Raw genomic sequence first — 22005 nt, 5'->3', positions numbered from 1 at the left:
CGGCCTCGCGCCGCGTGTCGCCATCACTTGCATTGCTCGCTGAACGTGTCCTTCATGGTCTCGATCACCGAGGGGCGGATGCCGAGCCAGGTTTCGGTTTTCATGTTCGTGGCCTTGGCTTCGCATTGCAGCCGCGCTGGTGCCGGTGGTGTGGTGGGCATGAGTTTGATCAGGCCGGACAGGGCGTCGCAATACTGTTTGAAGTTCTTCGTGCTCAGCGCGTTGTCTCGCTGGGTGCGGAGCTTGTCGTACTCGGCGCACTGCGGGTCGGGTGCCGCGATCGACGCGCTCGTGAGAACGGACAGGAAGAGCCCAAGAAGGGTTTTGTGCATCGACATGAACATGGAAGAGGGCCCGCGCGGAGCCTTGTTTCGGAAGACGAGCACGAGTATCCCGGGCGGCTTTCCCGGGCGTAAGTGACCCGGGTCACATGGCGAAGCCAGGCAAAGGGGCGTGAGGAGAGGGGGAGGCCAGCCGCTCAGCCCGCCAGCGCGTCCAGCAACTGTTCAGCCCGCACAGGTTTGTGCAGGAAAGGCACGCCGCTGGAGCGGATGTCGGTGATGCGTTGTGGCGCGGTCTCGCCGGTGACGAGCAAGGTGCGCAGGTGGGGCGAGGTGTTGCGCAGGGCGAGCAGGTAGTCCAGGCCATTGCGGTCGCCGGGCAGTCGAAAGTCGGACACCACGGCTTCGATCGGGTTCTGTGCCAGCAGCTGTTGCGCTTGTGCCAGATCGCTGGCGGCATGCACGGTGCAGCCGCACGCCGAGAGCAGCAAGGCCATGGCCTCGCGGCTGGCCGGCTCGTCGTCGATGACGAGCACGTGGCGTGGCAGCTTGCGGTCGGCAGGCATGGCAGCAACAGCCTGCGCGATGCCCGTGTCCAAGGGCCTTGCAGACGCCGGTGTCGGCACACTCGCCTGTTGCTTCACCCACACCCGAAAACGCGTGCCCTTGTGCGGCTTCGAGGTGAGCGCGACGGGATGTTCCAGCAAGCTCGACAGCCGTTTCACAATGGACAAGCCGATGCCCAGGCCGAAGGCGCGGTCGCGTTGCGGGTTGGCCAGTTGGTAGAACTCGTCGAACACGCGCTGCTGATGTTCGCGGGCAATGCCGATGCCGGTGTCCACCACTTCGAAGCACACCCAGCCGGCATCGACTGCCGGCGGGCGCGACCTTGCCGCCACGAGAACGCCGCCGCGGTGCGTGTACTTGATGGCGTTGTCGATCAAGTTGCCGAGCAGGCGCGTGAGCAGTTGCATGTCGCTCAACACCACCAGGTCGCCCGGCGCGCGAAACCGAATCTGCAGGCCTCGCGCTTCGGCGCTGCCACTGAAGGTGTGGCTCAGCGAGACGAACAGTTCGTGCACGGGCACCGGCTGCAGCGTGGCTTGCACGGCACCCGCGTCGAGCCGCGAGATGTCGAGCATGGTATCGAGCGACTGGTTGAGCATGCGCACCGAGTGGCCCAGCCGGGCGATGGTCTGTTCGCTTTGCGCATCGAACCGCGACCGTTCCAGCACCGAGGTGAACAGCGAGATGGCATGCAGCGGTTGGCGCAGGTCGTGGCTGGCGGAGGCGAGGAAGCGGCTTTTTTCCCGGTCGGCGTTTTCCACCAGTTCCACCTGCTGCGCCAGGCGACGGGCGAGGTCTTCTTTTTCAAAGCGGACGGAGAGGGACTGTTCGAGCAGGTCGGCTTGCTGGAAGGTCCACTTGAGCGTCATCACCAGGTAGAGCGTCATGCAGACGGCGAGCACCCAACCCACCGGCCCGCCGTGCCACATGCAGTTGGTCACCAGCCCGACCGCCGCCGGAATGCTGAAGGCGGCAATGGTCTGGTGGTGGGTGGAGACGATGGCGGCGCCGAGCGAGATCGCGCCCATGATGAACACGGACACCAATATCAAGTCTTCGACGCTCTGGTGCGCGCTGAGCAGCCAGGGCGCGGCGCCCCACATCGCACCGAGCAGGAAGATGTCTCGCACGCGTCCGCGCAGGATGCTGGCCAGCTCGTCGTCGCGCATCGGGCCATGGGCTTCGAGTTTTCTGCGCTGCAGGTAGCTGCTGAAGACGACGATGTAGAACAGGCCGAGCCAGACCAGCGGGTAGCCGGCGGCAGCGTTCAGGTGAAACAGGATGGCCAGTGGCGTGGCAAACGGAATGGGCGAGAGGATGCGCACCGGTCCGGTTTTTTGCAGCAGCAGTTCGAGCTGGATGCGTTGCACGGCCAGGGGCGTGGCTTTGGCTTTCACGGCCATGCTGACGTTGGGCAACAGCGCCATCTCGGTCCGTGCCCGGTCAGGAGAACAGCTTGAGCAGCTCGGGGCGGGAGCGGACGTTGAAGTCGAGAAAGATCGACGACACGCAGTTCTTCACCGAACCCAGCGCCAGCCCGGTTTCGCGCGCGATGGCCTGGTTGTCGAGGCCGCTGAGCAGAAGCTCGAGCACCTGGATCTGGCGGTTGGTCAGGCGGATGCCAGGCTTGAGGTCCTTGCAGCGAGCGAGTGGGCCTTGGGCGCCTTGGGCCGTTGTGCGGTGGTTTGCCGACGCGCGACCGGCGCTGGCGTTTTCAATCGTGTCGAGCAGCGCCTTCAGGTCGCCGGTATCGCCGGTCTTGGAGAAGTAGCCCACGGCGCCTTGCGCCAGGGCTTCATCGCGCACGCGCGCATCGTGCGTGCCCGACACGACGGCGATGGGCACCTGTGGATAGCGGCTCTTGAGCAGTTGGAGCCCGGCCAGGCCACGTGTGTCGCCCAGGTTCAGGTCGAGCAGCAGCAGAAAGACCTCTTCAGCGCGCTGCTTCAGAAACACCAGGGCCTGCTCCAGGCTTTGCGCGTCTTCGACGTTGAAGCGGTCGGCGAAGTGCTGAACGATCACCTGGCGCAAGCCGACGCGCACCAGCTCGTGGTCGTCCACGGTCAGGATGGTTCTGCGCCGCTGCTGGTCGGACATCGCTGGGTCGGCCCTTTCTGTGTGTCGGTCGGCGCCATCGTAGCCGATGCCCTCACAGAGCCCGATGCCACAGCGCGTTGACAGTCTTCGAGAGGAATACCGATAATCCAGTTGAACAACTGGTTTTTGAGGAGATGACGACATGGCATCGCGTGCTGAAAGCCAACTGAAGCGCCAGCATCTGACGCAGACGGCAGCGGATCTGGTCCACCGCAAGGGCTTCTCCAACACCTCCCTGGCCGATATCGCGGCAGTGGCGGAAATCCCGCTGGGCAGTGTCCACTTTTACTTTCCGAGCAAGGAGCAACTCGCGAGCGCCATCGTGGACATGCGCGTCGCCATCATCGAACAGCGCCTGGCGTGCTGGGACGCGCTCAAGAACCCGCGCGCCCGGCTCGCGTCGCTGGCCGACGTGTGGCTGCGGGACCGCGAATCCGACACCCGGCACGGCTGCCCGGTCGGCAGCCTGTGCTACGAGCTCGGCAAGGATGGCGGGGCGCTCGGCCAGTTGGCGGCCAAGCCCTTCACGCTCTTGCTGGCCTGGTGCACCCGGCAGTTCACCGCGATGGGCCTGGCACGCAGCGCCCACAAACACGCCGTTCAACTGCTGTGCTCACTGCAAGGCATGGGCATCCTCGCGAACGCCCTCAAGGACCCGACGGTCATCGAGACCGAGGCCAAACAGATCAAGGTCTGGCTCCGCACGCTGGAAGCGCATGCGGGCGCCAGGTAATTCATTCGTCTTTTTTTACCCACCCCTGGAGACCTGAACATGAAGTTTTTCGCCCACACCCTGGTTGCATCGGCGCTGTTGCTCGGAACGGCCGCGGCTTGCGCCCAGGAGTTCGCGCCCTACGGAACCGCCAAGGTCGACATGCACGAGTACCCGACCATCAACGCCGTCTTTGATCTCAACTACGCGAGCATGGCGGACCTGAACATCTTCTACAACTTCGTGAACAACACGCGCACGCCGCTCAAGGGCAAGATGGTGGTGGTGACGCACGGCCCCGAGCTTCGGGTGTTCGCCAAGGAAAACTACGAGAAGTACCAGGGCATCGTGGACAAGATGGCCGAGCTGGCGAAGAACGGGGTCGAGTTCCGCATGTGCAGCAACGCGATGCGCGCGGCGGGCTTCCAGCCCAACGACATGCATGGGTTCATCACCGTGGTGCCGGCCGGGTTCCCGGAGATTGCCCTGCTGCAGTCCCAGGGGTACCAGTACATCAACCCGATCCCGCTGGCGGTCAAGGACGTGCGCTACCTGGACCAGCCTCAGTTGAAGAAGTAAAAAATAAGAAAAAATTCCGGCGCACAGGGGGGTGCCGAGCCTCTTCTTCTCCTACACGGCCCGACGCGCTTTTCCTACGGAAAGCCGTGGTGCCGCGGGGCGAAGATGCAGTTCTCGAAACTCTTTTGGAGGACGCGCCATGTACGTCAAAACCCTCACTGCCATTGCTCTGTGTGCCGCATCTGCCATCGCATCGGCCCAGACCATGAACAAGGCCGAATACGATGCGGCCAAAGACCGTATCGAAATGAATTTCAAGAACGACAAGAAGGCTTGTGATGCCATGAAGGACAACGCCAAGGACGTTTGCCAGGTAGAAGCCAAGAGCAAGGAAAAGGTGGAAAAGGCCGAGCTTGAAAACAAGTACAAGGCCACGCCGGGCAACGCCCGCAAGGTGGAGGAAGTGAAGGCGAACACCACCTATGACATCGCCAAGGAAAAATGCGAAGACCAGGCGGGCGACGCCGCCAAGGTTTGCAAGGCCGATGCGAAGGCGGCCCACGAACGCGCCATCAAGGCCGCCAAGGGCACCGCTTGAACACCTTCAAGCGTGATGAAAAAAACCGCCCCGAGGGGCGGTTTTTTTTGAGCTGAGAGTCCGTCAACATCAGACCGCGCTGCGGTGCCGTTCGATGCAGGTCTTCAACACCTCGTCGTGGTCGCGCTGCCACCAGTTGCCGGTGGAGAAGATCTCCACCTCGCTGAACCCCGCGAAGCCTTGCGCTTCCACCCAGCCGCGGATGCGCGGGATGTCGATCACGCCGTCGCCCATCATGCCGCGGTCGTTGAGCAGGTCGGTGGTGGGTGTGAGCCAGTCGCACACGTGGAAGGCGAGCAGGCGGTTCTTGCCGGCGCGTTCGATCTGCGCCTGCAGCTTCGGGTCCCACCACACGTGGTACACGTCCACCGCGACGCCGAGTGCACCGGTCTTGCCCGGGTCGAGCGTGTCGCACACGTCCAGCGCTTGCTCCATGGTGTTGATGCAGGCGCGATCCGCCGCGTACATGGGGTGCAGCGGTTCGATCGCCAGCGGCATGCCGGCGGCCTTCGCGTACCCGAGCAGTTCGCCAATGCCGTCGGTGACTTGTTGCCGCGACAGGCCGATGTCCTTGTGCGCGGCCTTGCCGGCGAGGGCGCCGGGCAGTCCACCGACCACCAGCACCAGGCAGGTGGCATTGAGTTCGCGGGCTTCGTCGACCGCACGGCGGTTGTCGTCGTGCGCGGCTTTCAGGCCCGCGGTGTCGGTGGCGGGGAACATGCCGCCACGGCAATAGCCCGAGAGCTTCAGGCCGAGCGATTTCACCTGCGCCGAAACGGTCTTCAGGCCGACGGCGGCGACCTGGTCGCGCCAGGGCGAAATGGCGCCGATGCCATGGCGCGCGCAGGCGTCGAGGATGTCGGTGAGGGGCAGCTCCTGCCCACGGCTCTTGCGAACCGTGGCGGTGTTGATGGAGAGCCAGCGGTGGTCTTTTGAGAAGTCGCGCATGTCACTCGACTCCGTGCAAGGCCAGCAGCGTGTTCATGCGCCGCACCGCCAACTCGGGTTGCTCCAGCAGGTTGGCCGCATCGGCCAGGCGGAACAGCTCGGCGAAGTGCTGCAGCGAACGCGTGCTCTGCTGGCCACCCACCATGGTGAAGTGCGACTGGTGGCCGTTGAGCCAGGCCATGAACACGACACCGGTTTTGTAGAAGCGCGTGGGCGCGGCGAAGATGTGGCGCGACAGCGGCACCGTGGGGCCGAGGATGTCGTGGAACTTCTGCACGTTGCCTTGCGCCAGCTCACCCAGCGCCGCGCTGGCGGCAGGTGCGATCGCGTCGAAGATGCCGAGCAGGGCGTCGCTCTGGCCGTGCGTCTTCTCGGCCCCGAAGCCGTCACCGGCAATCAGTTCGGCGTAGTTGAAATCGTCACCCGTGTACATGCGCACGCCCTTGGGCAGGCGGCGGCGCATCGCGATTTCCTTGTCCTTGTCGAGCAAGGAAATCTTGATGCCGTCCACCTTGTCCGGGTGCGCGGCGATCACGGCGAGCGCGGTGTCCATCGCCTTGTCCGGATCGTTGTTGCCCCAGTAGCCCTTGAGCGCGGGGTCGAACATGTCGCCCAGCCAGTGCAGCACCACGGGTTGCTTCGCCTGGCTCAGGATGCGGTCGTACACGCGCTCGTAGTCGGCCGGGCTCTTCGCCACGCGGGCCAGTGCACGGCTGGCCATCACGATCAGCTTGCCGCCGAGTTTTTCGATCGCGGCCATCTGCGCTTCGTAGCCGGCGATGACTTCATCGACCGTCTTCACGTCTTCGAGCACCAGGTGGTCGGTGCCGCAGCCCGAGGCCACGAGCGCGCCGGGCACGTCCTTCGCAGCGTCGAGCGAGCGGCGGATGAGCTCCAGCGAGGTGGGCCAGTCCAGGCCCATGCCGCGTTGCGCCGTGTCCATGGCTTCGGCCACGCCCAGGCCGAGCGACCAGAGGCGCTGGCGGTAGGCGATGGTCGCGTCCCAGTCGACCGCGCATTGCAGCCACGGGTCGATGGCGGCGAGCGGGTCGGCCACGACGTGGGCGGCCGAGTAGGCGATGCGGTTGAACTTCACGCCCGCCGCGGGCTTCACCGGGGTGGTGCCGCGCAGCGTGTAGGCCTCGACCTTGCCCGAGGCGTTGGGCAGTTTCAGGGACAGTGCCATGGCGTCAGACTTTCAGTGCCGGCACGTCCACCCAACGGCGTTCTTTCCAGCTGTCCAGCGCGGCTTCCACCAGCTGCACACCCTTGGCGCCTTCGGGCAGCGTCCACTTGTAAGGCTCGTTCTCCACGACGTGGCGGATGAAGTGTTCCCACTGGATCTTGAAACCGTTGTCGTACACCTGCGTGTCGGGCACGTCCTGCCACTGTTCGGAGAAGTTCATGGTGTTTTTGACATCCGGGTTCCACACCGGGCGCGGCGTGTTCACGCGGCTTTGTGCCTTGCAGCCGGTGAGCGTGGCAACGGCGGAGCCGTGCGTGCCATCGACATGGAAGGTCACGAGATCGTCGCGGTTCACGCGGGTGGCCCAGCTCATGTTGAGCTGCGCGATCACGTTCTCACCGTTGTGGCCGGTGAGTTCGGCAGTGGCATAGGCCGCGTCGTCGGCCGTGCACTCGTAGGGCTTGCCGGCTTCGTCCCAGCGCGTTGGGATGTGCGTGGTGCCGATGCACGAGACCGATTGCACTTCGCCAAACAGGTTGTCCAGCACGTAGCGCCAGTGGCACATCATGTCCAGGATCATGCCGCCGCCGTCTTCCTTGCGGTAGTTCCAGCTCGGGCGCTGGATCGGTTGCAGGTCGCCTTCGAACACCCAGTAGCCGAACTCCAGGCGCACGCTGAGCATGCGGCCGAAGAAGCCGGCGCGGCGCAGCATGTCGAGCTTGCGCAGGCCGGGCAGGAACAGCTTGTCCTGCACGGCGCCGTGCTTGAGGCCGGACTCTTGCGCCAGGCGCGCGATCTCCACCGCTTCGTTCAGGTTGGTGGCGATGGGCTTCTCGCAGTACACGTGCTTGCCGGCGCGGATGGCCTTGGCCAGCAGGGTGGGGCGCATCTGCGTGGTGCCGGCGTCGAAGAAGATGGTGTCGCTCTTGTTGGCCAGCGCAGCGTCGAGGTCGGTGCCCCAGCGCGCGATGTTGTGCGTCTTGGCCAGCGCTTCCATCTTCTCGGCGTTGCGGCCGATCAGGATGGGGTCGGGCATGACCTTGTCGCCGTTGGACAGCGTCACGCCGCCTTGTGCGCGGATCGCGCAGATGGAGCGGATCAGATGCTGGTTCATGCCCATGCGTCCGGTGACGCCGTGCATGATGATCCCGAGTTGTTGAACGGCCATGGTTAAGTCCTTCTCTTCTCTCTGTGAAAACCCGTGTGGAGGTGGGTCAGTTGGTGATCTGCAGACCGGCGGCCTTCACGAGCGCCGCGTTGCTCTTGATTTCTTCCTTGATGTAGGCATCGAACTGCTCGGGCTTGAGCGTCCAGGCGTCGGCGCCCAGCTTCAGGAAACGTTCTTTCACTTCCGGCGTGGCCAGTGCTTTCACGACCTCGTCGTGCAGGCGGTTGACGATGTCGCGCGGGGTTTTGGCGGGCGCCATCATCCCGATCCAGAAGTTGAATTCGGAGCCGGGCACGCCGGCTTCGGCCGTGGTGGGCACGTCGGGCAGGGCGCTGGCGCGGCGCGGCGAGCCCACGGCCAGGGCGAGCAACTGGCCCTCCTTGATCTGGCCGATCACCGGGGCGATGGGCGAGAAGTAATAGTCCACGCGGCCCGAGAGCACTTCGGTGACGGCTTCGGCCGAACCCTTGAACGGGATGTTCACCGCGTCGATGTGCGCGGCCATCTTGAACTTCTCGGCGTTCAGGTGCGTGGCGCTGCCCTGGCCGGCGGAGGCGAAGTTCATCTTGCCGGGGTTGGCCTTGGCGTTGGCCACCAGTTGCGGCAGCGACTTGATGTTCTTGCTAGGCGCGATCACCAGCACGTTGGGCGTGGACGAGATCGGCGTGACGGCGGCGAAATCGTTCACGGTGTCGAAAGACAGCTTGCTGAACGTGGATGGGCTCACCGTGTGCGACGACGAGTGAATCATGATGGTGTAGCCATCGGGCACGGCCGTGGCCACCGCGGCCTGGCCAATCGTGCCGCTGGCGCCGCCGCGGTTGTCCACCACGATCGGCTGGCCCATGCTCTGGCTCATCTTGTCGGTGATCGCGCGGGCAATGATGTCCGTGGTGCTGCCGGCGGCGAACGGCACGATCACGCGGATGGCCTTGTTCGGGTAGCCCTGCTGCGCGGCGGCGGGCAGGCTGGTGGTGAGCGCGAACACGGCCAGGGCGGTGGCTTGGATCAGTTTCATGTGTGTCTCCAGGGCTTGGGCGGGTGGTTGGTTTTAATTCACCAATCAGTGAATAGCGGAAATTATAGAAGCAGTCACGCAGGAACTGCAAGCGCTGGTTGATGTGGCGCCTTTAAGGGTTTTCCCTGGGTAAATGGCCCGAAGGCGCTCGGGAAATGGGCGAACTCGGGGAGTGACGCGCTGCATGGCGCCGCTGCCGCGTCGCCCATTTATTAACTGTATGGTGAAAAATAGGTTGACCTTTGGCGTGCTGGACCGTCGAGCAGGCCACGGCGAGCGCCGCCCCTGTTCCTGTGGGCAGCATGCTTTTATCGAATGCTGAGCTCGGCGTTTGCATTTGCGTCGATGCGCCTGCCTCTGGATACTCGCGGCCACGAGGGGCCACGGGGCTCGCTCCGGAGCCCGCATGCAAAACGTCGCAGATGCCGACGCGAAGGTCGATGGAACATGTCATTGAGAGAACGCTGCATTCGACCCTTCCACAGCCGCTCTGGAGAGCCTCGCCGCTACCACTCGCTGGATGCCTTGCAGGAACAAGGCTTTCCCCAACTGAGGCAACTGCCGGTGTGCCTGCGCATCGTGCTCGAATCGTTGCTGCGCCACTGCGACGGCGCACGCGTCAGTGAAGAGCATGTGCGCGCCCTCGCGGCATGGGCGCCCAACGGCGCGCGCACGACCGAGATCCCGTTTGTCGTCAGCCGCATCGTGCTGCAGGATGTCGCTGGCATTCCGGCGCTCTGCGATCTGGCCGCCCTGCGCAGCGCCGCGGCCCGCCAGGGGCGGCCTGTCTCCATGGTGCGTCCGCGCGTGCCGGTGGACATGGTGATCGACCACGCCATCGACATTGACTTTCACGGCACGCCCGATGCGCCGTTGCGCAATGCCCAGCTGGAAATGGCGCGCAACGAAGAGCGGTTTCTGTTTGTCAAATGGGCCATGCAGGCGTTCGAAGGCGTGCGCCTGATTCCTTCGGGCTTTGGCATCCTGCACCAGGTGAACCTTGAGTTTCTCGCCAGAGGTCTGATGCGCGACGGCGAGGACGTCTTTCTGGACACACTCGTCGGCACCGATTCACACACCTGCATGGTGGCCGGACTCGGTGTGGTGGGGTGGGGTGTGGGTGGCATTGAAGCCCAAGCCGCGCTGCTGGGGCAGCCGGTGTCCTTCGTCACGCCGGACGTGGTGGCTGTCGAGCTGCACGGGAGCTTGTCGCCCGGCGTGACCAGCACCGACCTCGTCCTGCACGTCACACAGCTGTTGCGCAAGGCCAAGGTGGTGGGCCAGTTCCTGGAATTCGTCGGCGACGGCGTGGCGCGCCTCTCGGTGCCCGATCGCGCCACCGTCGCCAACATGGCGCCCGAATACGGTGCGACCCTCGCGTTTTTTCCGTTTGATGCGCAAAGCGCGCGCTATCTGATCGAAACCGGCCGGGATCCTGCGGAGGTGCGCGAGCTGGAGCAGTACCTCGAACTGCAACACTGCATGGGGGGCGCATCGCAAGCGGAGGTCCGGTACTCGCGGCGCATGCGGATCGATCTGGCCGACGTGGTCGCGGCCGTCGCCGGGCCGAAGCGTCCGCAGGACCTGGTGCCGCTCTCCCGGATGAAGGCGAATTTTCGCGGCGTGGTGGGTGCCTCTGTCGAGGACGGTGGGTATGCCCGCCCCGAAGCGGATTTCCGCGCACGCGACGGCGTGCAGGCGCCGTACCAGGCGCGCGACGGCGACGTGCTGATCGCGGCCATCACCTCGTGCACCAACACCTCCAACCCCTCCGTGATGCTCGCCGCGGGCCTGCTCGCGCACGCTGCGGTGGAACGTGGACTCGCCAGCAAGTCCTGGGTCAAGACCTCGATGGCACCGGGCTCGCGGGTGGTCAGCCGCTATCTCGAAGCCGCAGGCCTGCAAGCGTCGCTGAACACCTTGGGTTTCGGCGTCGTGGCCTATGGCTGCACCACGTGCATCGGCAACGCGGGGCCTCTGCTCGCCGATGCCGAGGCGGCGATGCAGCATTCGGATGTCATTGCGTGCGCCGTGCTGTCGGGCAACCGCAATTTCGAAGCGCGCGTACATCCGTCGTTGCGGGCGACGTATCTTGCCAGCCCACCGCTGGTGGTGGCGTATGCGCTGGCCGGCAGTGTGGACATCGACTTCGCAACCGAGCCGCTGGGTGTGGACGCGTCCGGAGCGCCGGTTTTTCTGGCCGACATCTGGCCAACGCCGCAGGCCGTGGCGGACGCTGTGGCGCGCGCCGCGCGGCCCGATTTCTACCGGTCCGTGTACATCGACCAGCTCGGCAAGGGCAATGCCATGTGGGACGCATTGCCCACGCCCGCGGGCGAGCTGTACGCGTGGAACGGGGCGTCGACCTTCATCCAGGAGCCGCCGTTCCTCAAGGACGCGCGCCTGCTGAGGTCGTCGCTGGTCGATGTGGTGGGCGCGCGTGCGCTCGCCATCCTCGGTGACTCGGTGACCACCGACCACATCAGTCCCATCGCCACCATCTCGGCCCAGAGCGATGCGGGTCGCTACCTCCAGGCGCTGGGCGTTTCGCCATCGGGTTTCAGCAGCTTCGGCGCGCGCCGGATGAACCACGATGTCATGACGCGTGGCGGCTTCGGCAACATCCACCTGCGCAACCGGATGGTCGGGGGCGAGGAGGGGCCCTGGACGCGCCTGCAACCGGGTGGCGAGCGTGTGTCGATCTTCGAAGCATCCGAGCGCTACCGGCAGAGCGGCACGCCGGTGATCGCGATCGCGGGCGAGGAATACGGCACCGGCAGCGCGCGCGACTGGGCCGCCAAAGCCACGCGCCTGCTCGGCGTGCGCGCGGTGGTGGCCGCCAGTTTCGAGCGCATCCACCGCAGCAACCTGGCGGGCATGGGTGTGCTGCCTTGCCAGCTGCCGGCGGACACCTCGGTGGCGTCGCTGGAACTCGACGGCACCGAAACATTCGCCATCGTCGGATTGCGCGACGGCGTGTCGCCCGGAGAGCGGCTCACGCTGAGCATCACGCGCGTGGACGGCACGCAGCGCTCGGTGCCACTCGTGCTTCGGCTCGATACGCCGCTGGAAATCGAATACGCGCGGCGCGGGGGCTTGTTGCCCTATGTGTTGGAGCAACTGGTGTAGCGGAGCTGGTTCGAGCAAGAGGGGTGCGTTGGGGCAGGGTGCGAGCCATTAGAATGAGAATGGTTTTCATTTAGAAGGTTCTCTGAGTGCCCTCGCCCCGAGCGGCGCCTTGCCCTTTTCACGCCGTGGCCGTCCGTTACTACCGAGAGCTCATCAACTTCTGCGCGCACACGCTGCACGACCGCGACGCGGCGAAGGACGTCGTGCAGGAGGCCTACGCCCGCTTCGTGGTGCTGGCGCGTTCGCAGGTGGTCGAGGAGCCGCGCGCTTTGCTCTACAAGGTCGCCCGCAATCTGATGCTCGACCAGGCCCGGCGGCAGCGGGTGCGCGACCACGACAGCCTCGACGCGCTGGCGGAATCGGACCAACCCCAGGCCCGGGCCGACTGGCAACCCGACACGGCCGCCGAGGGGCACGAGTGCGCCCGCCACATGCTCGCCGTGATCGACGCCTTGCCGCCGCGCTGCCGCGAGGCCTTCGTGCTGAACCGCTTCGAGGGTCTGTCGCACCAGGAGGTGGCGGACCGCATGGGCATTTCGCGCAACATGGTGGCGCAGCATGTGGTGCGTGCGCTTCTGGCCTGCAAGGCCTGCGACGAACGTCTGCGTGGCACGCCCGCCGTGCGCGCCGCCGACTGACGCGTCTGTGCCTGGCGGGCCGGCGGTATATTCATCCGCACACCCTCGACCTCCACTTCCCGGCTCCTCGTGCGTCTACCTGTGAACGCACCTTCATTTCGATGATTCCCCAGCACCCTCCACCGCCCCTATCGCCAGACGACGAAGCCGCCGACTGGATGGTGCGCCGCGTGGACGGGCTGACCGCAGAAGAAGAGGCGCAGTTCCAGGTCTGGCTGGCCGCCGATGCATCGCATGCGCCCACCTACGAGCGCTTGTTGTCGCTCTGGAACGACCTCGGTGCCCTGGCGCCGAGCGCGCAAGCGGTGCCGGCCGTGGCGCCCTCGGTGGCGCGTGGCTGGCGTGCGCGCTTGCGCCGTGGCTGGTCGGCGCTGTCGCTGGGTCCGATCGTTCCGCAACTGGCGACCGCCGCGCTGGCCTTTGCCGTGGTGGGTGCCGGCTGGTGGGGTGTGGGCGAATGGCGCAAGGCGCCCACGTTCGACAGAACGTTCGCCACGCTGCGCGGCGAACAGAAAACCGTGCGCCTGCCCGATGGCAGCACACTGTGGCTGGACACGGCCACGCAGGCACGGGTCACGTTCCACCGGGACCGGCGCGAAGTGCAACTGCCCGAAGGCCAGGCGATGTTCGCGGTGCAACACGATGCAGGTAAACCCTTCGACGTGCTCGCCGGTCCGGTGCGTGTGACGGTGCTGGGCACGCGCTTTTCGGTGCGCTACACCCGCTCCGGTTTGCACGAGAACGGCGTGAGTGTCGCGGTGGATGAAGGCAAGGTGCGGGTCGCGCCGTTGAACGCCCACCCCGATGCCGATCCGGCGGCGGCGACGTCCGCGCGCCATCTGTTGGCCGGGGACTCGGTGGTGGCGGGAGACGAGGGCGTGGGTCCGGTGGTGCCGTCGGGCGGGCCGGCGGCCCCGTGGCGCGATGGCCGCGTGACCTTCGACAAGGTCACCCTGGCACAAGCCCTCGCCGAGCTCGACCGCTACCGCGAAGGGCGACTGCGCATCCGCGATCCGCAGGTGGCCGGCCTTTACATCAGCGGCAGCTTCGACCTTCGACACCTCGATGCCTTCGAACGTGTGTTGCCCCAGGTGCTGCCGGTGGCGCTGCGCAAGAACGGCGCGTTCACCGACATCGTGGCCGCGGGCCGCTGAAAGAATTTTTCGGGAGCACCTCAACACGCGGGCGCGACGTGCGTCTTCACTGCAGAACCCTTTTTTCCAGGTCTGTTCAGCAGTGGAGTCTTCCCGCATGTCGCACCATCGTTTTCATCCCGCCCCTTTGACGCTCGCACTCGCGGCGGCCTTTCTGAGTCTGGCCAGCCCGGCGGGTGCCCAGACCGGCGCACCCACCATCGCGGTGGCCATCCCCGCGCAGCCGCTGGGCAACGCGCTCAACGACCTGGCGCGCCAGGCGCGCCTGCAGTTGATGCTCGATGCGAAGCTGGTCGAGGGCAAGAACGCACCGGCGGTCTCGGGCGGCCTCACCGTTCGCCAGGCCTTCGACCGTGTGCTCGCGGGCAGCGGCTTGCGCGCCGACATCGCTGGCAGCGACGTCGTGGTTCGCCGCGTGCCGCCGGCCGCGAACGAAGGCGACGCGACGCTTGCGCCGGTGACCGTGACGGCCCAGAGCACGAACGAGGCCACGAGCCTCAAGCGTCGGGTCTCCACGGGCGCGCTCGGCAGCCGCAGCGCGCTGGACACGCCGTTCTCCGTGACCTCGGTCGGCAGCGAAGAAATCGAAGAGCGCCTGGTGACCACGACCGAACAGGTGTTCCGCTACGACGCGTCGACGCAGCTCACCGGTGGCGAATACAGCCAGAGCGCTTCGTTCAGCGTGCGCGGCCTCAACCTGGACACGAACAATGCCTACAAGATCGACGGCCTGCCCGTCGCCACCTGGGGCGCCAACATGCCGCTCGAACCCTACGAGCGCGTGGACCTGCTCAAGGGCCTGAGCGGCTTCATGCACGGCTTCGGTTCGCCCGGTGGCATCGCCAACTACGTGCTCAAGCGGCCCACCGACGAGTTTCTCGCCACGGTGGGCCTGGGCTACAAGTCCGATTCGCTCTGGACCAAGACGGTCGACATCGGCGGCCGCGCCGGCGAAGAGAAACGCTTTGGCTATCGCTTCAACCTGGCGCACGAAAAGGGCGACACCTACGTCAACGGTGGCGGCATCGACCGCACCACCGCTTCGCTCGCGCTCGACGCGCGCCTGACCAGCGACATCACCGCGACCTTCGACACCGTCTACACCAAGCGTCTGTCGACCGGCAACAACTTCTGGGGCGTCGACGTCAACGCGCTGCAGGCGATTCCGAAACCCGTGGACCCCACGCTGTCCACCCAGCCCACCGGCAGCTACTACAACACCGTGGACCGCATCTCCACGGCTGGTCTGAAGTGGCGCATCGCGCCGGACTGGAACGCCAGCTTCGCCTACCGCACCACGCGCCGCGGCATCGACTACAACTACAGCACGCTCTACCTCAACAACCTGAACGGCGACTACGACGCCGACCGCGCCGACTACCGCTTCGAGCAACACGTCGACGCGCTGCAGGCGCTTGTCGAAGGCCGTGCGCGCACGGGCAACATCGGCCACCAGATGGTCTTCGGTGCGTCGAGCCAGAAGATCACCACGATGTCCGATCGGGCTTCGAGCTACGCGGGCTTCATCGGCTCGGGCAACATCTACACGAACTCCACACTGGGGATCAGCGGCAGCGCGGCGGGCCATCCACTGTTCAAGTCGGGCGTGATCGAGCAGAACGCGCTGTTCGCGAGCGACACCATGGCGTTCTCCGATCGCTGGTCGCTCATCGCCGGTGCGCGCTACACCCGGTTCGACCAGATCGGCCTCAACCAGAGCGGCGCGACCACCAACACGTACAAGCGCGACCCGATCACGCCCACGCTCGCGCTGTTGTTCAAGCCCACGGCGGATTCGACGCTCTACACCAGCGCCGTCGAGTCGCTGGAGCGTGGCGGCACGGCGCCTCTCTCGGCCAACAACGCCAACGAGGTGATGGGCCCGGTGAAGAGCCGCCAGATCGAAGTGGGCTACAAAATCGACCGGCCCAAATGGAGCGCCTCGGCGGCGCTGTTCCAGATCGAGCAGACGGCCGAATACACCAACGCGGCCAACTTCTACGTGCAGGACGGCAACGTGCGCTACCAGGGACTGGACCTCAACGGCCGGCTGCGCGTGACGCCCACGCTGACGCTGCTGGGTGGCGTGATGCTGATGGACTCGACCTACGTCAGGAACGCGGCGGGTCTGCAAGGCAAGCGCACCACCGGCACGCCGCACTCGCAAGTCGCCTTGCGCGCCGAATGGCGCGTGGCCGCCGTGCCGGGCCTGGGCCTGTCGCTGGGTGGCAAGTACGTCGGCTCGTCGATGATGAACACCGCCAACTCTTACAAGCTGCCGGGCTACACCGTGCTCGACGCGGGCGCAAGCTACACCACGCGCATGGGTGGTCGTGACGTGACCTTCACGGCCGCTGTGCAGAACCTCGCCGACCGCCAGTATTGGGTCTACAACGGCGACAACTACATCATGCCCGGCGCTCCGCGCACCTTGAGCCTGGCGGCGCGCATCGCGTTCTGATGGCGGCCTTGACGATGCCACAGGTTCGAATCGCCTTGCGCGTGGCGCTCGCCGTGTTCGGCGGCTACGCGCTCGCGTGCGCGGTCGCGATAGCCTTACCGCCCTTGCTGCCGCTGCCGCGCGCACAGGCGGTGTTGGCGGCCACGCTGCTCGGCTTCGTCGTGCACGTGGTGGCCGCGTTGTGGTGCTTCGCGCAGCCCGACCTGCGCCGTGTGGCCGTGGGGCTTTTGCTGCCGGCCACGCTGCTGGCTGGCGTCGGCCTGTTGCTGGCAAAGGTGCTCCCGTGAGCCGGCGTGTGCGCGCCGTTGAGGCGGAGGTCGAGCGCCAGGGCTTGCGCAAGTCCATGGCCTGGCTGCACACCTGGTGCGGGCTCTGGTTCTCGTGGTTGCTGTTCGCGGTGTTCCTCACCGGCACGCTCGCCGTGTTCGCGGAGCCGATCACCCACTGGATGACGCCCGAGCACCACGCGGAGGAAGAGCGCGAGGCCGAGGAAGCCGCGCGCGCGCCGACATCCCCGGCCATCCCGCGCGGCGAGCGGCTGGCCCGTGCGGTGGCCTTCATGGCCGAGCACCACCCGACGCGGGACATGTGGGAAATCTGGCCGTCGGACGCGACGGGCGAGGGGCGGCTCTCGGCCTACTGGTTCGACGAGAAGCGGCTGTACGTGCAGGCGGTTCTGGAGCCGGCCACGGGCGCCGAAGTGCCACCGCCACCGCGCGAGATACCCGTGCGCGGCACCACCGGCGGGCAGCATTTTGTGGAGTTCCACTACAACCTGCACGGTGGCACGCTGGGTTTGTGGGTGGTGGCGATCGCGGCCATGACCATGCTGGTGGCCCTGGTCTCCGGTGTCATCACGCACCGCCGCATCTTCAAGGACTTCTTCACCTTCCGAACCGGCAAGGGCCAGCGCAGCTGGCTGGACGCGCACAACGCGGTGGCGGTGCTCAGCCTGCCGTTCCAGTTCATGATCGCCTACACCGGCATCGTCTTCACCGCCACGAACTACCTGCCGGCCGGGGTCATGGCGCACTACGGCGCCAGCGAACCAGACCGCGTGCGCTACATCGCCGACCTGCAGTCCGCGCAACCCCACGCGCGCACCGGCACGCCAATGGCGGTGCCCAACCTCGAGCCCTTCGCCGCACGCGCCGAAGCCTTGATGGGCCAGCCCGTGCGCGCCGTGGTGGTCGACCACCCGGGCGACGCCGGCATGCGCATCGGTGTCTACGGCTGGAACGACGCGAAGGACCTGGAACGCCGCATGTCCGCCGCCAGCGGCATGGTCGAGTTCCTGCCGTCCGGCGAGGTGCTGCGTGTGCGCCACCCGGGGGGCGCGCAAGACGGCGGACCGAGCTTCCTCAGCGAGGTGATGGGCAACCTGCACATGGCGGGCATGGGCGGTTGGGTGGTCAAGTGGTTTTTCTTTCTCTGTGGGCTGGCCGGCACCGCGATGATGGGCACGGGCGCGGTGCTGTTCATGGTCAAGCGCCGCACCCGGTCGCTGGGCGAATTCGGCGCGCGCACACCGCAGGTCTACCGCGCCATCGAAGGGCTCAACATCGCGGCCATCGCCGGGCTGGCCCTGGCCTGCGCGGCGTACCTTTGGGCCAACCGCCTCGTGCCGCTGTCGATCGAGGCGCGCGCCGGCTGGGAGATCCGCGTGTTCTTCGCGGTGTGGATGCTGTCGCTGGTGCACGCGTTGTGGCGCGCACCGGCGCGCGCGTGGGTCGAGCAGCTTGGCGCACTCGCCGCGCTGTGCCTGCTGTTGCCGGTGCTCAACCTGCTGGCGACGGGTGACCAGGTGCTGGCGCAACTGGTGCGCGGTGACGGGGAGAGCGCGGGTGTCGAACTGATCGCGCTGGCCTTCGGTGCGCTGGCGGCCTGTGCCGCGTGCGTCTGCCACCGCCGCTGCACCTCGCCCTCGCGTGGCGCGACGCGCGCACGCCGCGCATCGGTGGAGGAGGCGGCGTGAGCGCAGCACGGAGGGTAGTCCAGTGAGCGCGCGGTACGGCACGCTCTGCGGGGTGGTGCTCGCGTACGCCGGCATGGCGGCCCTGTGCCTTGCCATGGACCGCCACCATGGGCAGGTTTTTGGCGGGCGCGAGCCCTCGGTAGGCCAGCGCGCGCAACTGCGCATCGCCGGTGCCGCGTTGCTGGTGGCGGCGCTGTCGGCCAGTCTGCTCGCCTGGGGCTCGGGCGTGGGCTGGGTCGTGTGGCTGGGCTGCCTCAGCGCGGGTGCGCTGCTCACGGCGGGCCTGTGGCACGCATGGCCACGCACGGCCGCAGCCGTGGCCGTTCCGGGCGCCGCCTGGGGCCTGATCGCGCTGGTCGCCGCGATCTTCTGATGGGTTTCACGAACACATGACACGTCGATGGATTTCGCGCCCCTTCGCCTTGCGCGCGGTGGGCGGCTTGTTGCTGCTGGCCGCGCTGGTCGCCGTGCTCGCCTGGGGCATGCGCGAGCGCATCGACTATGCGAGCGAACCGGTGACACGCCGCGACGTGGAGGTCACGGTCACCGCCATTGGCACCTTGCACCCGTTGCGCTATGTCGACGTGGGCGCGCAGGTCTCCGGCGAGATCAAGCGGCTGCACGCGGGCGTGGGCGATGCGGTCACCCGTGGGCAGTTGCTGGTGGAGATCGATCCCAGCGTGCAGCAGGCCACGGTCGATGCCGGTCGCGCCGCGCTGGCCAGCCTGCAGGCCCAGCTCGCGGACCAGCGCGCGCAGCACACGCTGGCGGCGCGCCAGCTGGCGCGGCAGCGCGCGTTGGCACCCATTGGCGCGACGCGTGAGGAAGACCTGAACGTGGCCGAGGCCGGTTTCGATTCGGCGGTGGCAAAGATCGCGCAGCTCGAGGCGCAGATCGCGCAGACCCGCGCCAACCAGCGCGCCGACGAAGCGCGCCTGGGCTACACGCGCATCTACGCGCCCATGGCCGGCACGCTGATCTCGCTCGAAGCGATCGAAGGCCAGACGCTCAACGCGACCTACCAGACACCGCGCCTGCTGCGCGTGGCCGATCTGGGCACGATGACGGTCTGGACCGAGGTGTCCGAAGCCGACGTGCGCCGCGTGCGGCCCGGCATGGCCGCCACGTTCACCACGCTGGGCGCGCAGGCCGACGAACGCCAATGGGCCGGCACGGTGCGCCAGGTGCTGCCCGCGCCGCCGGTGCGCGACCCGCAGGCCACCGGCGGCGCCGCACCAGCGCCTGCCACCAAGGCCGTGACCTACACCGTGCTGTTCGACGTGGCCAACCCCGATGGCGAACTCATGCCCAACATGACCGCGCAGGTGGCTTTCATTGCCGGGCGTGCGGCGCGCGCCATCGCCGTGCCGCTGTCCGCGATCCAGGCCGACGAGGACCGGCCCGGGTGGTACCGCGCCCGCGTGCTGCGTGCCGATGGACACGCCGAAACACGCGCGTTGCGCGTCGGCCTGCGCAGCCGCCACCTGGCCGAGGTGGTCGAGGGGCTGGAAGAGGGCGAGCGGTTGATCACCGGCGAAACCCGCCTCGGTGGCATGCCGGCGTGGCTCACGTGGTGACGCCACCGGAGGCGGTGCCGCTGATCGAGCTGCGGCACGTGCGCAAGCACTACGGCGGTGGCGCGCAGCCGGCGGTGGAGGTGCTGCACGGCGTCTCGCTCAAGATTGAAGCGGGCGAGTTCGTGGCGTTGGTGGGCGCGTCGGGCTCGGGCAAGTCCACCTTGATGAACCTGCTCGGGTGTCTGGACCGGCCCAGCTCGGGCGCGTACCTTTTCGAGGGCGAGGACGTGGCCGGCTTCGATGCCGACCGCCTCGCCGCGCTGCGCCGCGACACCTTCGGCTTCGTGTTCCAGGGTTACCACCTCATCACGCGCGAGTCGGTGCGCGAGAACGTCGAGATGCCCGCCCTCTACGCCGGCATGCCCGCGGCGCAGCGCACCGAACGCGCCTTGCAATTGCTGGAACGGCTGGGCCTGCAGGCGCGCCAGGACTACCGGCCGCACCAGCTCTCGGGTGGGCAGCAGCAACGTGTGTCCATCGCGCGGGCGCTCATGAACGGCGGGCGCATCATCCTGGCGGATGAGCCCACCGGTGCGCTCGACAGCAAGAGCGGCGCCGAGGTGCTGGCCTTGTTGCGCGAGCTGGCGGCCGCCGGGCACACGGTGATCCTCATCACGCACGACCGCGATGTCGCGGCACAGGCGCAGCGTGTGGTCCAGATCCACGATGGCCATGTCGTCGCCGACTCGGGCAATGGGGTGGACGAGAACACCGCGATCGCCGCGCCGCACCACGCGCACATGAGGCCGGCCGCCCTTCACCGGACCGCCAGCAACACCGCAGGCCTGACCGAGAGCCTGCGCTCGTCATGGCGTGGCATGCGGGCGAGCCGCGTGCGCACCAGCCTCACGCTGCTGGGCATCGTCATTGGCGTGGCGTCGGTCATCGTGATGCTGGCGGTGGGCGAGGGCGCGCGCCGGCGCGTGATCGAGCAGATGGGCACCCTGGGCACCGCGATCATGTACATGGGCAGCAGCGCCCCCGCCACCGGTGGACCGCGCGGCGAGCTGACCCCGGAAGACCTGGAGGCCGTGGCCGAGCTGCCATCGATACGCCGGGTGATGCCCGTGATCGGCAACGAGGTCACGGTGCGGCGCGGCAGCGTCGACCGCGAGGTCTACGTGTTCGCCGCGAACCAGGAGATGCCGGCCGTGCACCATTGGAAGGTGGCGCAGGGCCGCTACTACAGCGAGGCCGAAGACCGCGACCTGGCGCCCCTGGTGGTGCTGGGGCACAAGGCGCGCGAACACTTCTTTGCGGACGACCCGCACCCATTGGGCAAACAACTGCTCATCGGCAGCTCCCCATTCGAGGTGGTGGGTGTGATGGCCGAACGCGGCGCCGACTCGGGCGCCCAGGACTACGACCAGATGGTCTTCATCCCCTACCGCAGCGGCCGCGCCCGCGTGTACCAGGCCATGACGCAACCCGACTACGTGGTGCTCGAAGCCGCGTCCCCGGCCGACGTGGTGCCCGCCGAAGCGGCGGTGCGCCGCCTGTTGACCGCGCGGCACGGCGGGCGCGAGGACTTCGCCATCGGCAACGCCGCCGCACGCCTGCAGGCGGAGTCGGCCACACGCCGCAGCCTCTCGGTGATGCTCGGCCTGGTCGCTGCGGTGTCGCTGGTGGTGGGTGGCATTGGCGTGATGAACGTGATGCTCATGACGGTGCGCGAGCGCACGCGCGAGATCGGCATTCGCATGGCGGTGGGGGCGCGAAGGGCCGACATCCAGCGGCAGTTCCTGGCCGAGTCGGCGTTGATGACGGTGCTCGGCGGCGTGGCGGGGGTGCTCGTCAGCCTGGTCATTGGCACGGCGCTCGTGCTGTCGGGTGTGGCGGTGGTGTTCTCGATCGCCGCGATCCTGGGCGCGTTCGCCTTTGCCGTGGTGACGGGGGTGGTGTTCGGCTGGATGCCGGCGCGTTCGGCAGCGCGGCTGGACCCGGTGGTGGCGCTGGTGGGGGAGTGAGGCGCCTGCG

At 67.1% G+C, this 22005-nt stretch carries 19 protein-coding genes; 12 read left to right on the top strand and 7 right to left on the bottom strand.

The features are described from left to right. Window positions 1-23: 23 nt before the first annotated feature. From FFS09_RS11545 to FFS09_RS11535, 3 genes are all read right to left on the bottom strand, one after another. A complete protein-coding gene (locus FFS09_RS11545; protein ID WP_137919017.1) occupies window positions 24-338 on the bottom strand; it encodes a hypothetical protein in 315 nt (104 codons plus the stop codon). Between the two features lie 140 nt (window positions 339-478). Next, on the bottom strand, window positions 479-2275 hold the full coding sequence (locus tag FFS09_RS11540; protein WP_137919016.1) for an ATP-binding response regulator: 1797 nt from the start codon (window positions 2273-2275) through the stop codon (window positions 479-481). 16 nt (window positions 2276-2291) lie between these two features. After that, window positions 2292-2945 (bottom strand): response regulator transcription factor, encoded by a 654-nt coding sequence (locus FFS09_RS11535; RefSeq protein ID WP_171019985.1) that lies wholly within the window; start codon window positions 2943-2945, stop codon window positions 2292-2294. 142 nt (window positions 2946-3087) lie between these two features. Between FFS09_RS11535 and FFS09_RS11530 the strand changes: the two genes are divergently transcribed. The 3 genes from FFS09_RS11530 to FFS09_RS11520 all read left to right on the top strand — a co-directional run bounded on the left by FFS09_RS11530 (window position 3088) and on the right by FFS09_RS11520 (window position 4774). After that, window positions 3088-3678 (top strand): TetR/AcrR family transcriptional regulator, encoded by a 591-nt coding sequence (locus tag FFS09_RS11530; RefSeq protein WP_137919014.1) that lies wholly within the window; start codon window positions 3088-3090, stop codon window positions 3676-3678. 39 nt (window positions 3679-3717) lie between these two features. Then, window positions 3718-4236 carry a DsrE family protein gene (locus tag FFS09_RS11525; RefSeq protein WP_137919013.1) on the top strand — a complete coding sequence of 173 codons (519 nt, stop codon included), beginning with the start codon at window positions 3718-3720 and terminating at the stop codon, window positions 4234-4236. A 139-nt stretch (window positions 4237-4375) separates the two neighbouring features. Continuing rightward, entirely contained in the window at window positions 4376-4774 is a 399-nt protein-coding gene (locus tag FFS09_RS11520; protein WP_137919012.1) for a hypothetical protein, read from the top strand. 69 nt (window positions 4775-4843) lie between these two features. Here the strand turns inward: FFS09_RS11520 and FFS09_RS11515 are convergent, their stop codons facing one another. The 4 genes from FFS09_RS11515 to FFS09_RS11500 are packed head-to-tail and all read right to left on the bottom strand — an operon-like array spanning window position 4844 to window position 9094. Continuing rightward, window positions 4844-5722 carry a sugar phosphate isomerase/epimerase family protein gene (locus FFS09_RS11515; RefSeq protein WP_137919011.1) on the bottom strand — a complete coding sequence of 293 codons (879 nt, stop codon included), beginning with the start codon at window positions 5720-5722 and terminating at the stop codon, window positions 4844-4846. Window position 5723: 1 nt separating this feature from the next. Beyond that, window positions 5724-6908: a dihydrodipicolinate synthase family protein gene (locus FFS09_RS11510; RefSeq protein WP_137919010.1), complete on the bottom strand. Its 1185-nt coding sequence runs from the start codon at window positions 6906-6908 to the stop codon at window positions 5724-5726. Window positions 6909-6912: 4 nt separating this feature from the next. Further along, window positions 6913-8076 (bottom strand): Gfo/Idh/MocA family protein, encoded by a 1164-nt coding sequence (locus tag FFS09_RS11505; RefSeq protein ID WP_137919009.1) that lies wholly within the window; start codon window positions 8074-8076, stop codon window positions 6913-6915. A 46-nt stretch (window positions 8077-8122) separates the two neighbouring features. After that, window positions 8123-9094, bottom strand: a complete 972-nt coding sequence (locus FFS09_RS11500; RefSeq protein WP_137919008.1) for a tripartite tricarboxylate transporter substrate binding protein — start codon at window positions 9092-9094, stop codon at window positions 8123-8125. A gap of 447 nt (window positions 9095-9541) precedes the next feature. Here FFS09_RS11500 and acnA point away from each other — a divergent pair, with 447 nt between their 5' ends. From acnA to FFS09_RS11455, 9 genes are all read left to right on the top strand, one after another. After that, the gene (acnA, locus tag FFS09_RS11495; RefSeq protein ID WP_137919007.1) at window positions 9542-12223 is read left to right on the top strand and encodes an aconitate hydratase AcnA; all 2682 of its coding nucleotides are present in this window, start codon (window positions 9542-9544) and stop codon (window positions 12221-12223) included. A gap of 125 nt (window positions 12224-12348) precedes the next feature. After that, window positions 12349-12861: a sigma-70 family RNA polymerase sigma factor gene (locus FFS09_RS11490; RefSeq protein WP_137919006.1), complete on the top strand. Its 513-nt coding sequence runs from the start codon at window positions 12349-12351 to the stop codon at window positions 12859-12861. A 101-nt stretch (window positions 12862-12962) separates the two neighbouring features. Continuing rightward, window positions 12963-14015: a FecR family protein gene (locus tag FFS09_RS11485; protein WP_252374333.1), complete on the top strand. Its 1053-nt coding sequence runs from the start codon at window positions 12963-12965 to the stop codon at window positions 14013-14015. Window positions 14016-14142: 127 nt separating this feature from the next. Next, on the top strand, window positions 14143-16476 hold the full coding sequence (locus FFS09_RS11480; protein WP_212745087.1) for a TonB-dependent siderophore receptor: 2334 nt from the start codon (window positions 14143-14145) through the stop codon (window positions 16474-16476). Window positions 16477-16490: 14 nt separating this feature from the next. Continuing rightward, entirely contained in the window at window positions 16491-16763 is a 273-nt protein-coding gene (locus FFS09_RS11475; RefSeq protein ID WP_137919004.1) for a hypothetical protein, read from the top strand. Between the two features lie 56 nt (window positions 16764-16819). Then, window positions 16820-18451 carry a PepSY-associated TM helix domain-containing protein gene (locus FFS09_RS11470; RefSeq protein ID WP_137919055.1) on the top strand — a complete coding sequence of 544 codons (1632 nt, stop codon included), beginning with the start codon at window positions 16820-16822 and terminating at the stop codon, window positions 18449-18451. Window positions 18452-18473: 22 nt separating this feature from the next. Next, complete coding sequence (locus FFS09_RS11465; RefSeq protein ID WP_252374332.1) at window positions 18474-18824, top strand: DUF3325 domain-containing protein; 351 nt, start codon at window positions 18474-18476, stop codon at window positions 18822-18824. 16 nt (window positions 18825-18840) lie between these two features. Next, on the top strand, window positions 18841-20028 hold the full coding sequence (locus tag FFS09_RS11460) for an efflux RND transporter periplasmic adaptor subunit (RefSeq protein ID WP_137919003.1): 1188 nt from the start codon (window positions 18841-18843) through the stop codon (window positions 20026-20028). After that, the gene (locus tag FFS09_RS11455; RefSeq protein ID WP_289509299.1) at window positions 20013-21995 is read left to right on the top strand and encodes an ABC transporter permease; all 1983 of its coding nucleotides are present in this window, start codon (window positions 20013-20015) and stop codon (window positions 21993-21995) included. The genes FFS09_RS11460 and FFS09_RS11455 overlap by 16 nt, the downstream gene beginning before the upstream one ends. Window positions 21996-22005 lie beyond the last annotated feature (10 nt).

Source organism: Hydrogenophaga sp. 2FB (genome assembly GCF_005503365.1).
Lineage (GTDB): Bacteria > Pseudomonadota > Gammaproteobacteria > Burkholderiales > Burkholderiaceae_C > Hydrogenophaga.
The sequence above is the reverse complement of the archived record's forward strand: the minus strand, read 5'-3'. Positions and strand labels throughout refer to the sequence as shown.